The following is a 12,950-nucleotide window of genomic DNA, read 5'->3' on the forward strand; positions in this document are numbered from 1 at the left end:
GTCACGCGGACTCTGTGCAGTGCTCAGACAAAGCCGGAATTAAAGCTTTACCATCAACTTGCCTTTGTTCTCACCGGTCAGGAACAGGGTCAAGCCGTTCATAGCCGACTCCAGCCCTTCCAGAACGTGTGCCCGGTATTTGACCTGTCCGTTCTGAACATAGGGCGCGAGCTTGGCCCGCAGTTCCTGCGCCTTGTGCATGTGATCAGGCATGGTGAACCCTTGAATGGACAGGCGTTTCTTGATGATGCGCATCCAGTTGGGGCCAGGGCTTGGATTAGCGGAGGCGTAATCGGCAATCATCCCGCACACCACAATACGACCGTGGGCATTCATCCGCTCGAACACGGCGTTCTGAATCGGGCCACCGGTGTTCTCGAAGTAAACATCGATGCCTTCAGGTGCCAATTCGTTCAGTTTCGCGCCCAGGTCATCCGTCTTGTAGTTCACCGCACCGTCGAAGCCCAAGTCGTTAACAATCCAGTTCGCTTTCTCATCGGTGCCGACCACGCCAATCACGCGCAAGCCATCGGCCTTGGCTAATTGCCCCACGATGGAACCGACAGAGCCGGCCGCGCCTGATACCACCAGCGTTTCTCCCGCCTCGGGATGTCCGCAGCTATAAAGCCCTTGGGTGGCCGTCAGTCCCGGGAGCGCAAACACCGACAATGCCATTTCCGGCTGCAAGGCTTTATCTACCTTGCTTACGCCCGCACCGTCTGTGAGAACCATCTCCTGCCAGCCAAACATCCCCATGACCTGGTCGCCCACCGCAAAGTCAGCGTTGTTGGACGCAACAACTTCGCCGATGCCCGATGAACGCATGACGGTGCCCAGCTCCACCCGTGGAATGTAGCTGTCGGTGTCTGAGGTCATCCAGCCCATCATGGCCGGATCAAGGGACATGTAGGTTTGCTTGATCAGAAATTCGCCGTCGGCGGGTTCCGGAACGGTCTTTTCCACCACCTCGAACAGTTCCGGGCCAACCTTCCCTTCGTTGTGCTTGATCAGGTTAATCGCTTTGTAAGTACTCATTCGCACATATCTCCTGCGGTGATTAATGGAACCATCATCTACTACGGATATGGGTGCCATGGCATTGAATAAAAGGGCAGGTTGCCAAACGTTAAAAAGGCACACGGCCAAAAGCCCATCGAAACGACGTTTTCGTCGTATATACCGCGCAAGGAGCGCATATTACGCTATTGCTTCAAAACCAACCGCCGGAGAACCATCATGACAACAGCATCAACCACACTCAGAGAACTGAACGGCCTGAGCCCCGCACCCTCAAGCCTGTCCGATTCGGCTCTGATCATGATCGACTACCAGAACACGTATCTTGAGGGCGTCATGAAGCTTGAAGGCGCCAACGAAGCCATGGAAGAGGGTCGAAAACTTCTGGAATTGGCTCGCGCCAAAGGCATTCCGGTATTTCATATTCGTCACGATGCCGGCCCGGGTTCTCCCTATGACGTTAACGCCCACATTGGCGCCATTGCCGACGCCGTTGCGCCGAAAGACAACGAGCCGGTCATTACCAAAAACTTTCCGAACTCGTTTGTACAGACGGATCTGGATGACCAGCTCAAAGCGAAGGGCGTTAAAAACATCATTCTCGCGGGCTTCATGACCCATATGTGCGTCAATTCCACCGCACACGGCGGGTTTAACCTGGGGTATTCACCCACCGTAGTGGCCAGCACAACCGCCACCCGCGCGCTCAAATCGGCTAACGGCAAGATACTGTCTGCCCAGGAAGTACACGATGGCGCATTGGCTTCAACGCAGGATCTTTACGCTGCCGTTGTGGACCAGGTCACGGACTTGCCGGCCTGATCAATCTGTTGCCGGGTTGCTAACTCGCATAATGCGTGAGCGCCCGGCTCTCCCGGCCCCTCGGCTCGGAATCTATGAATCAGTAACCTTCCTCAATAGTTCCACAACTAAACTAGACTGTATAAATTACTCAGACCCAAGAAGAAGGAAGTAGCGATGGCTGAATCCGAAGAGGCCACGAAACCCGGCCGCACAGCGGTCGGTTTGGCGGTGCTGGGAATCGTCTACGGCGACATAGGCACCAGCCCGATCTACGCCCTGCGTGAGTGCTTTCGCGGGGTCAGTCCTTTGCCCATCACAGAAGCCAACATTCTTGGCATTTTGTCGCTGATCTTCTGGGCGCTAATCATCGTTATTTCCCTGAAGTATATGGTCTTTATTCTCCGCGCCAACAACCATGGCGAAGGCGGTATTTTTGCGTTGCTGGCGCTGTTACGGCCAGATAAAGATCAGGACAGCCGGCGCCGGCGCACGCTGATTCTGCTCGGTCTGTTCGGCGCTGGCCTGCTCTATGGCGGCACCATGCTGACGCCCGCCATCTCGGTGCTCAGTGCCGTGGAGGGTCTGGAAGTGGCCGCACCGACGTTGCACAACTATGTGCTACCCATCACCGTCACCATTCTTGTGATGTTGTTTGCCATGCAGAAGTTCGGCACAGCCAAGGTAGGGGCAATGTTCGGCCCCATCATGGTGGTCTGGTTTCTGACGTTGGCGGCGCTCGGGATCAACAGCATTATGGATCACCCGGAAGTGCTGAAAGCCGTGGCTCCCTGGTACGCGGTGCAGTTTCTCGCCGGCAATAATCTTACGGGTTTTCTGGTACTAATCGGGGTGTTTCTGGTCGCCACTGGTGGGGAGGCCCTTTACGCCGACCTGGGCCATTTTGGCGTAACCCCGATACGGCTGGTCTGGTTCTGCTTTGTGCTGCCGGCCCTGTTGCTGAACTATTTCGGCCAGGGCGCTCTGCTGCTCGACAAACCCGAAGGCACTCTGCAGCCGTTTTTTCATCTGGCGCCAGACTGGGCGCTGTTTCCTCTCGTGGGCTTGGCCACGGCCGCCACCATCATTGCTTCTCAGGCAGTCATCACAGGCGCGTTCTCTCTCACCCGGCAAGCGGTGCAGCTTGGTTTTATGCCGCGCTTGCGGGTACAACAAACGTCTGAGCACTCCCACGGCCAGATTTACATGCCGGGTATCAACTGGTTTTTGATGATCGCTGCGGTCGCCCTGGTGCTGACGTTCCGCTCCTCAAACAATCTGGCGGCGGCCTACGGTGTCAGTGTGAACGCCACCATGCTGGTGACCACCATTTTGGCATTCAATGTGGCCCGGGAGCGCGGCGGCTGGAGCCTGGCCAAGGCGAGCACTTTTCTGCTGCTGTTTCTGACGGTTGACCTGGCGTTTCTTACCGCCAACGCGGAAACCATCCCGCGAGGTGGTTGGTTTCCGGTCGCCATGGGGGCGATCATCTTCACTGTGATCGTCACCTGGCGCCGTGGCACCGAGCTTTTACTCCAATCCTACGAAGCCAATACCATTACCGTTGAAACGCTGCTGGGACATCTCGAGCACGAGCCACCCCAACGCGCGCCCGGCACCGGCATATTTTTTACTGGGCGCACGGGAGAAGTGCCCAATGCGTTGTTACAGCTGAAAAAGCACAACATTCTGCTGCCTGAGACGATCGTGATCGTTAACGTGAAAATGACGCGTAAACCGCGGGTGTCCAATGACGAACGCATGCAAGTGAAGGCGTTCGGCGAGGGCCTGTATGAGGTCAAACTCAACTATGGCTTCATGCAGGGATTCAATATTCCGTCGGATTTGTCCTACTGCATTGAACATCGCGAGTTACCGGCTGATCTGGACGATGCGACCTATTTCGTGGGGCGGATATCGGTGATTGCAGACCGGAAGAAAGACGGCATGATGGCGTGGCGCGACAAACTTTTTGCGTTAATGGTGCGCAATACCCTGCATGCGACGTCCCTGTACCGGATTCCCTCTGGCCGGGTGATTGAAATCGGGCTGCAACTGGGTATTTGATGGCTCGGCTAAAGCAGCTCCTGATCATACGCATACTTGGTCAGCTCTGCGGTCGTATTCAAATGCAGCTTGGTTTTAATATTCTGACGATGGGATTCAACGGTTCTCACGCTGATGTTCAATTCGTTGGATATCGCTTTGCTGCTGAATCCTTTGGCCACTCTGCCAAGAATGGCCTCTTCACGCCGGGTAAGTTTACTCTCGCCCGTATCGATTGGTTCGCCGTGGCGAAATAACGTCTCTGTGGCCGCGCAGCAGATATAGGTGGCACCGTCGGCCACCGTTCTGAGGGCACGAACCATCTCGTCAGCCGATACATCTTTCAGAATGTAGCCTTTGGCACCGTGAAACATCAACTGCGAAATATATTCCCGGTTGTCGTGCATGCTGAGAATAAGGATTTTCAGATCGGGATAGCGCTCTTTGAAAATTTTTGTCGCTTCTATCCCGTTCATGTTGGGCATGCTGATGTCCATCATGACAACGTCTGGCTTCAGGTCGTTCACCAGCTCAAGTGCTTTGTTGCCGTCGGTGGCCTGGCCTACTACGTCTATCCCTTTTTCCTGCTGCAACCGCGCCCTGATGCCTTCCAGGACCAATATATGGTCATCCACCAACATGACTTTCAATACAGATCCTGGTTCACTCATATGACTGGTACCGTCAGATTTACAGCAGCTCTGTGCGTGTCAATATGGGTTCGACTACGCCTGAAATTCTTTGAACGAGGCCGTGATACGGGTTCCGTTACCGGGCCGGCGCGAGACCCAAAACTCCCCGCCCAGAAACTCCACTCGCTCGCGCATGTTACGTAACCCAATGCCCCTCGAAGCGTAGACATCCTTTTCCACGATTCCCACGCCGTTGTCCGTAATGCACAAAAAAAGCCCTTCCGCGTCTTCGTTCAAACTCAATACCAGCTTGGACGCCCGGGCGTGCTTTTCGATGTTCGACAGCGCCTCCTGAACAATGCGATACAGGGTTGTGGCAACCTCCTCCGCAATATCGCTCTGCGGGGACTGAATATCAATGTCTAGGTCGATACCGCTGCGCTCGCGAAAATCGTCCAACAACTGATTAAGCGCTGCCATCAACCCCAGGTCATCCAACACGCTGGGGCGCAAATCATGGGAAATAGACCGCACCTCCTGAATTGCCCGGTTCAGCACTTCTCCACCTTTCATCAAGGATTCGTGGGCGGCAGATTCAGACACAGGAATATGAGTCATCGCGGTTTCCAACCGGTATTTTACAGACACCAGCAATTGATTGATGCCGTCATGCAACTCCCTCGAAACCCGGCGCCGTTCCTCCTCTTGATGCTGAACTGTTTTGTGGCTCAGTTCTTTGAGATTCTGGTCTGCCAGGCGATTTTCATGCACGTTGAACAGAACCCCAATAGACACAATAACGCCAATTGCCAGCAACAACGACGCCAGAATGGCCAGTAAGGTTTGCTTGACGTTGGCATCCACACCGGCTTCGATCAACCGCATCTCGGTGGCAATGTCATCAATGTACAATCCCGTGCCGAACATCCACTGCCAATCCGCAATCTGTTCGACATAGCCAACCTTATCCACTTCTTTACCGGTGGTCGGCTGTTGCCACATATACTGATAATAGCCACCGCCATTTTCAGCGATGCGTATCAGATTCTGAATCAGATAATTGCCGCTACTGTCCTGAAAATTGTACAGGTCCTGCCCCACCAAACCAGGTTGAGTGGCATGAACCAGGGTCAGCCCCTCTTTATTGTAAGCGTAAAAATAGCCGTCATCGCTGAACGAGGCCTTCTGCATCAAGGCCACAACCCGTTTACGGGCCTCCTCATCGGTGGCGGAGCTCTGCCGGATAAAGTCGATGGCGGTGCGCATGATAGACACATAGTCTTTCAACGCGGTTTCCTTGGACCGTCGCAGGTTCTGCTCAAAAACCTGCAGTTCCCGTTTGGTCAGAATATCGCCCTGATGCAGAGTTACCACTGAAAATATTCCGGTAACAACCAACAGTGGAACCAACGCAAGCAATATCAATTTTGTTCTTAGGGACATTTATGTGGTCCAACTAATACGAGAAAAAGCGCAGGCGTGACGAACAGACTCGTCACGCCTGCCAGGCTCTCAATTTACGGCATTCTCATGTCGATGACATACCAAAGAACGCCGGGAAGATCAGAATGGCGATCAGCACAAGCACCTGCAGCATTATGAACGGCATGACACCGCGGTATATGTCGGTGGTTTTGACCTCCGGCGGTGATACGCCTTTGAGATAAAACAGACTGAATCCGAACGGCGGGGTCAGGAAGCTGGTCTGCAGGTTCATGGCAATCAGGATCGCAAACCAGAGCATGTTGATGCCCAGCATTTCCGCGATCGGAGCCAGAATCGGCACAATGATGAATGAGATTTCAACAAAGTCGATGAAGAAGCCCAGCACCAGAATGATGAGCATGGTGAGGATGAGAAAGCCCCACTTCTCGCCCGGCAACTGCAGCATCCAGTCTTCCAGCAGGTAATCACCGCCTGTGTAGCTGAACACCATCGAGAACGCCGTGGCCCCCACCAGAATAGCGAACACCATCGCCGTCACCTTGACCGTATCCCGGGAGCTCTCCCACAGCATCGTCCAGGAGAACTGCCGATAGGCCACTGCCAGCAACAGAGCGCCAACGGCACCCAGCGCAGAAGACTCCGTCGGCGTCGCAATACCGGCAAAGATTGAGCCCAGCACCACCACAATCAGCGCCAGCGGCGGGATAATCGCTATCAGCGCTTTGCCTATTTCCTGGGTTCGCGTGTCATCGTTGTTTCGCGGCATGGCCGGTGCCGATTCCGGCGACCGCCAGCTGACAAACAAAATGTAGGCGACATACAACCCGACCAACACAACACCCGGGATCACCGCCGCCTTGAACAGATCCCCCACCGGCAAGCCGAGAACGTCTCCGAGAATAATCAGAATAATCGACGGCGGAACAATCTGCCCCAACGTGCCTGACGCGCAAATAGTGCCGCAGGCAAGCTTTTTGTCATAACCGTTCGCCAGCATGACCGGCAGGGAGATCAAACCCATGGCAACAACGCTGGCCCCCACCACACCGGTCGACGCCGCCAACAGCGCACCAACCACGATCGTGGAGATCGCGAGGCCGCCGGGCAGGCTGCCAAACAAACGCCCCATGGATTCCAGCAACTGCTCAGCCAGGCGGGTGCGCTGAAGCACAATGCCCATGTAGATGAACAAAGGTATCGCCATCAGCACTGTGTTCTGCATGATGCTCATAATGCGGAACGGCATAAACGCAAACAGTTGCGGGCCTTCGGCAATAAGGCCAAAGATCAGGGCAACGCCGCCAAAGGTAAAGGCAACCGGAAAGCCCCACAGCAGCATAAAAAGGCAAACTACGAACATTATCATGCCGATCATGCCAGACCTCCTGCGCCAACCTGGTCTTCGTAGCTTGCGTCTTTGCCAAGCACTCGCAGTGCAAAGGTCGCCATACCAAGACTGGCAACGGCCAAAAAGAACGTCGAAAAAGAAATCAGACCCTTGATGATAAATCGATAGGGCAGGCCGCCCGGATCACCGCTGCCCTCGCCCATCTGATAGGATTCGAGCATATAGTCCCACCCCATCCATGTGATAAGGCCGGCGATAGGAAGCGCAAAAAAGAGCGCGCCGATGAGATTCACCCAGGCTTTAAACGTCTCGCTGCGGCCGGCGTAGAAAACGTCCACGCGCACGTGACCATCCGTTCTCATGGCATAAGGAATGCCCATGAGGAAAACCACGGCGTATAAGTGCCACTCCATTTCCTGCATCCCAATGGATACTTCGTTAAACGCATAGCGCGCAAGCACATCGTAAAAGACGTTAAGCACCATCAGGGTGAAGGCCACGCTTGCGACCCAGCCACAGGCTTTTGAGAGGGCTCCCAGCCCATTGTCCACAGCAATCAACCAACGCATTGGAGTTCCTCTTGCCGAAGCTATACTTCGGACCGGTCAGGATTGGATATGAGTTTTTGAAAAGCATTCGGGGGCCGGGCTTCTTGCGAAGGCCCGGCATTTAACTAACGGGGGATGGGGAAACCTATTCTTCCAGCTTGGCCATAGTGTCGAGGTAGGCGCGCTCGGAAATGTTGGTGTAGGCACGTACCTTCTTCAGGTAATCCTGCTGCGACTTGATAATGCGCTGCCCTTGCTCGTTTCCTTTGGAATACTCCTTCAGAACCTTCTCGTTAGCCGCCACCATGGCTTTAAAGATGTCATCCGGGAACGTTTTGATCTGTACATTCGGATATTTCTCGCGAATGGTAGCCCATGCGTCTGCGTTGGCATCCACAGACTGGGTCAGCATGTCGTAGGACGCAGTGCGCATGGATACCCGCAGGATTTCTTGCAGATCCGCCGGCAGTTTTTCCCACACGTCTTTATTCACGAGGAACTGCAACTCAGTGGCGGGCTCGTGCCAACCGGTGTAGTAATAGTCCGCGATCTGCTGGAAGCCAAGGCGAAGATCCAGAGCCGGGCCAACCCACTCAACGGCATCAATGGTATTGCGCTCAAGTGCGGTGTAAAGCTCGCCCGGGGCAATATTAGTCGGGTTAACGCCCACTTCCGCAAAGACCTCACCTGCAAACCCGGGGATTCGCATTTTCAGACCCTGAAGATCGTCCAGCGTTTTGATTTCTTTGCGGAACCAGCCACCCATCTGATTTCCGGTGTTACCACCCGGGAACGACAGCATATTGTGGGGCTCGTAAACCTCCTGCATCAGCTTCATGCCATCGCCCTCATAGAACCAGGCCCACTGTTCCTGGGCGTTCATACCAAAGGGCATACTGGTGAAATACAGGGTATTGGGGACCTTGCCTTTCCAGTAGTAGGACGCGGAGTGGCCCATGTCGTACTGGCCGGCTTTCACCATATCAAACACACCGAAAGGTGCTTTATGACGATTCGCAGAATCAATGCGGATTTTCAGGCGGCCATTGGACATTTTTTCTGCCATTGCCGCCATATTTTTGGTGGTGTCTCCAAAAATCGGGAAGTTCGGACCCCAGGTCTCCGCCAGCTTGAGCGTGTAGACCTTCTCGGCCGCGTGAGAAAAAGACGCGAAGAGTGCGGTGGACAATACGGCGGCAATCGCTGCCGCCTTTATGACTTTCTTCATGGTGTTATTCCTGTTGTGTTTGTTTTTAGGAATGACGCCCGTTTTGAGCGTGTCGAAAAGAGTGACAGGTCAACAGGTGATTTTTTATCCGCTTAACTAACCAATTTGTGGGGCGATACTACGCAAGGATGTTGCGGTAAATACTTACGTACCCGAGCCGGAGTGTCATCGCAAGCCAATGAAGCAGACCTTTGGTAAGCTCGTTGAACTCCCGGGTGGGGAGTCAACCGGAGGCATGCACGTTATGGAAACCGCTAACCTGATCTGGGGGCTGATTTTCAGCTCCATAGGCATGGGCTATTTTATATACGGGCGAAAGCAGTCGAACCTGGTTGCTCGTTACTGCGGTATCGCCCTCATACTCTATCCATACCTTGTCACCAATACCCTTGCCATCGTCGGTATTGGCATTGCGCTGATGCTAGCCCCCCGGTTTATCGAATTCTGAGCCGGGAACGCGTTATAATCCGAACATCGCGACATTGGTCATAGCTCAGGCGTGAGCTGAGGAACTGCACATGAGCAATAAAGATGACATCGTTGAAGGCAAGGGTCCGGCGGGTGGCTGGGGGTCTCTGAAAGGCATCGCCAGTATTTCTATCGAATCGTCTGCATCGCCCTCCGCGGTGGACACGCTGCGCCGGATGAACAAGCCTGGCGGCCTTATGTGCCCCTCGTGTGCCTGGCCAAAGCCCAAGAACTACAGCGCGTTTGAGTTCTGCGAAAACGGCGCGAAAGCGGTGATGTGGGAATTAACGAGAGACCGCTGCACGCCCGCGTTCTGGGAGACGCACACCGTGCAACAGCTGCGCACATGGACAGATCATGAGCTGGAGAAGACCGGCAGGCTCACCCACCCTCTGCGCTATAACCCGCAAAGCGATCGCTATGAAGAAGTCGATTGGGAATCGGCGTTCAAAGACATTGCGGCGAACCTCAACGCTCTCGACCCGGAAAGCGCGGTTTTTTATGCCTCCGGTCACGCGGGGCTTGAAGCCTCCTATCTCTACGCATTGATGGCCAGGCTGCACGGCAACAATAACCTGCCGCAGAGCTCGAATATGTGCCACGAAACCACCTCTGTGGGCCTGAGCAAAGTGATTGGTTCTCCGGTTGGCACCATTATCTGGGAAGACCTGGAACAGGCGGATGCGTTTTTCTTCTTTGGCCAAAACCCCGGCACCAACAGCCCGCGTTTTCTTCACCCGCTAAGAGACGCCAAGAAGCGCGGCGGTAAAATCGTCACCTTTAACCCGATTATCGAACAGGGGTTGGTGGCTTTTGTAGATCCTCAAAACCCGATTGATATGACCACGGGGCGGCAGACCAAGATTTCCGATCAGTATCACCAACTGAGCTCCGGCGGCGATGTGGCGGCCATTATGGGCATCTGCAAGCATGTGATTGAGGCGGACAAAGCCGCCCAGCGCAATGGCAGCAAACGCATCATTGATGTGGCCTTCATTGATGAGCACACCCAGGGGTTCGACAGTTTCTTAAGCTCGGTTGAGGCCGCCCAGTGGAACCATATCGAAGCCGGTAGCGGTCTGACCCGACAAGCGCTGCTCGACGCCGCCGACGTATACATGAAGGCGGAGCGCGTGATCGGTGTCTACGGTATGGGGCTAACCCAGCATACCCACGGCTCGGTTAATGTGGGCATGCTCGTCAACTTGTTGATGCTCCGAGGCAATATTGGCCGGCTTGGCGCGGGCGTTTGCCCGGTTCGCGGGCACTCCAACGTTCAGGGGCAACGCACCGTGGGCATCGCGGAAAAGGCCAGCCTCATTCCCATGGACAAACTGCGGCAACTTTTTGATTTTAATCCGCCGTTAAAGGATGGCGTAAATATTGTCGAAATGGTTGAGGGTTTGATCGCAGGCTCAGTCAAGGCGAGCATCTGTCTTGGCGGCAACCTGTTGCGTGCTGTGCCAGACCAGCGCCGCATGGAAGAAAGCTGGGCGCAACAGAACCTGACGGTAATGGTGTCTACCAAGCTTAATCGCAGTCATGTTTTCCCCGGCAAGTCGGCCTATATACTGCCCTGCCTTGGCCGTGCCGAAGTGGACGAACAGGCCAGCGGGCCGCAAGCGGTTTCCACCGAAGACAGCTTTTCGATGATCAGCGGGTCCACCGGCCATCGGTCGCCCGCATCAGAACACCTGAAAAGCGAGCTCGCCATCGTAACCGGTATCGCCAGGGCGCTGCTGCCAGACAATCCGAATGTGAAATGGGAAGAGTGGACCGCAGACTACTCACTGGTGCGGGATCTTATCGAACAAACCTATCCCGACGATTTCGGAGAGTTTAACAAACGGATGTTCGAGCCAGGCGGCTTCTATCGGGGCATCGCGGCCCACGAGCGCATATGGAAAACACCGGAAAAAAAGGCACTGTTCACCACACCAGAGCGGCTGACGTCGCTGGGATTCGACACAAAACCCGGCCGTTACAGCCTGCTCACCATGCGCTCAAACGATCAGTTCAACACCACCATCTATGGCTACTCCGATCGTTTTCATGGCATTGAAGGAACGCGGGATGTGCTGTTGATGAACCCTGATGATATTGAACGTGCGGGATTGTCCGTGGGCGATCGTGTGCAGATGATTACGGATCTGGACGACGGGGTGGATCGCCGCCTTGGGGGCTTGGTGCTCACGCCTTACCGGATTCCGGTAGGAACGGTGGCGTCTTACTATCCGGAGTGCAATGTGTTGGTGCCGGTGAGCCACCACGATCAGCTATCAAAAACACCTGGATCCAAGTCTGTTCCGGTTCGCATTGAGCGGGAACCGGACGAACCGGCCATTTGACATAGAGTCGGTATAGGAGAAGTATCGGGCGAACATTTTAGGAGCGGCGCACTGCCGCAATTTTGGAGATCTTGGCCCATGCGTGTTTTTGCTAACCCGGTAGGCTCAGGTTCGCTTTGGTTTGACAACCTGACGACAGCCGAAGGAACCCCCGTCGCTTACGACCCGCAGGCGCGGGAGTTTGTGCCCATGCCGCCTTTTTGCGCCAACCGTGACATCATCGGTTGTAACTGGATTGCTCCCGAGCAAGGCGCATTTTGTCGGTCCTGTGCCATGACTGAACTCGCGCCAGACCCATCCATTCCCAACGCTATCCCCAACTGGGCGCAAACAGAAGCCGCCAAACGCTGGGTACTGGACAATCTGGGCCGCTGGCATTGGTTCCGGCCGGAGGACCCAGGCGCGCCGCCGGTTTTCCACATGCTTGCCGAGGGGGCAACGCCTGTGCCCATGGGGCATGTTCAGGGCAAGGTAACCATCAGCGTGGCCGAGGTAGATCCGGTTTTACGCGTCACTCGCCGGGAAGCGCTAGCAGAACCTTATCGCACCATGATCGGCCACATGCGGCACGAGATCGCCCACATGCTCTGGTGGCGCCTCAGCCTGCGGGAAGATTTTCTGGAGGCCTTCCGAGCCATGTTCGGCGACGAACGGGCAGACTATCCCGCTGCGCTCCAAAAATATTATCAAGAGGGCCCACCACCTGGCTGGACCCTGAGCTTTCTGACCAGCTACGCCTCTGCGCACCCCCATGAGGATTGGGCCGAAACCACCGCGCACTTGCTGCACCTGACCGATATCACCGACAGTTTTGTTGCGGCAGGCCTGTCCGCACCGGAGTTGCCGCACCAAAACTGGGACCCCTACAGGGAAACCGATACCGAGCACCTGATCCGTGTTGCCGTCTCCCTCGTTCCCGGCATCAACCACATCAACCGCTCAATGGGACTCGAAGATCTCTATCCCTTCGTGTTATCGGATGTCGCTCGCCGCAAACTTGCCTTCGTGAACGACTGGCTGCGGCGCGGAGCTCAGGGACTTTAGTGCATTGGGCTAACCGGCTGAGCC

At 55.2% G+C, this 12,950-nt stretch carries 11 protein-coding genes; 5 read left to right on the plus strand and 6 right to left on the minus strand.

Annotated features, from left to right (window positions below; translation table 11 throughout):
• Nucleotides 1-39 precede the first annotated feature (39 nt).
• Nucleotides 40-1,035: an NADP-dependent oxidoreductase gene (locus ENI00_RS14760; protein WP_304104054.1), complete on the minus strand. Its 996-nt coding sequence runs from the start codon at nucleotides 1,033-1,035 to the stop codon at nucleotides 40-42.
• A gap of 201 nt (nucleotides 1,036-1,236) precedes the next feature.
• On the opposite strand from ENI00_RS14760, the gene ENI00_RS14765 reads away from it, so the two are divergent.
• Entirely contained in the window at nucleotides 1,237-1,839 is a 603-nt protein-coding gene (locus ENI00_RS14765) for a cysteine hydrolase family protein (RefSeq protein WP_304104056.1), read from the plus strand.
• Nucleotides 1,840-1,995: 156 nt separating this feature from the next.
• Nucleotides 1,996-3,885: a potassium transporter Kup gene (locus ENI00_RS14770; protein ID WP_304104058.1), complete on the plus strand. Its 1,890-nt coding sequence runs from the start codon at nucleotides 1,996-1,998 to the stop codon at nucleotides 3,883-3,885.
• 8 nt (nucleotides 3,886-3,893) lie between these two features.
• Here the strand turns inward: ENI00_RS14770 and ENI00_RS14775 are convergent, their stop codons facing one another.
• The 5 genes from ENI00_RS14775 to ENI00_RS14795 all read right to left on the minus strand — a co-directional run bounded on the left by ENI00_RS14775 (nucleotide 3,894) and on the right by ENI00_RS14795 (nucleotide 9,066).
• On the minus strand, nucleotides 3,894-4,535 hold the full coding sequence (locus tag ENI00_RS14775; RefSeq protein ID WP_304104060.1) for a response regulator transcription factor: 642 nt from the start codon (nucleotides 4,533-4,535) through the stop codon (nucleotides 3,894-3,896).
• A gap of 54 nt (nucleotides 4,536-4,589) precedes the next feature.
• Nucleotides 4,590-5,939 (minus strand): cache domain-containing protein, encoded by a 1,350-nt coding sequence (locus tag ENI00_RS14780; protein ID WP_304104062.1) that lies wholly within the window; start codon nucleotides 5,937-5,939, stop codon nucleotides 4,590-4,592.
• Between the two features lie 85 nt (nucleotides 5,940-6,024).
• Nucleotides 6,025-7,317, minus strand: coding sequence for a TRAP transporter large permease (locus ENI00_RS14785; RefSeq protein WP_304104064.1), 1,293 nt, complete (start codon nucleotides 7,315-7,317; stop codon nucleotides 6,025-6,027).
• A complete protein-coding gene (locus tag ENI00_RS14790; RefSeq protein ID WP_304104066.1) occupies nucleotides 7,314-7,859 on the minus strand; it encodes a TRAP transporter small permease subunit in 546 nt (181 codons plus the stop codon). Before ENI00_RS14790 ends, ENI00_RS14785 begins: the two co-directional genes overlap by 4 nt.
• A 124-nt stretch (nucleotides 7,860-7,983) precedes the next feature.
• Nucleotides 7,984-9,066 (minus strand): TRAP transporter substrate-binding protein, encoded by a 1,083-nt coding sequence (locus tag ENI00_RS14795; RefSeq protein ID WP_304104068.1) that lies wholly within the window; start codon nucleotides 9,064-9,066, stop codon nucleotides 7,984-7,986.
• A gap of 178 nt (nucleotides 9,067-9,244) precedes the next feature.
• On the opposite strand from ENI00_RS14795, the gene ENI00_RS14800 reads away from it, so the two are divergent.
• From ENI00_RS14800 to ENI00_RS14810, 3 genes are all read left to right on the plus strand, one after another.
• Nucleotides 9,245-9,514: a hypothetical protein gene (locus tag ENI00_RS14800; protein ID WP_304104070.1), complete on the plus strand. Its 270-nt coding sequence runs from the start codon at nucleotides 9,245-9,247 to the stop codon at nucleotides 9,512-9,514.
• Between the two features lie 70 nt (nucleotides 9,515-9,584).
• Entirely contained in the window at nucleotides 9,585-11,882 is a 2,298-nt protein-coding gene (locus tag ENI00_RS14805; protein WP_304104071.1) for an FdhF/YdeP family oxidoreductase, read from the plus strand.
• 78 nt (nucleotides 11,883-11,960) lie between these two features.
• Nucleotides 11,961-12,926 carry a zinc-binding metallopeptidase family protein gene (locus ENI00_RS14810; protein WP_304104073.1) on the plus strand — a complete coding sequence of 322 codons (966 nt, stop codon included), beginning with the start codon at nucleotides 11,961-11,963 and terminating at the stop codon, nucleotides 12,924-12,926.
• Nucleotides 12,927-12,950: the final 24 nt, after the last annotated feature.

The sequence above is a fragment of the Marinobacter antarcticus genome, assembly GCF_011049865.1.
GTDB classification, from domain to species: Bacteria; Pseudomonadota; Gammaproteobacteria; order Pseudomonadales; family Oleiphilaceae; genus Marinobacter; species Marinobacter antarcticus_A.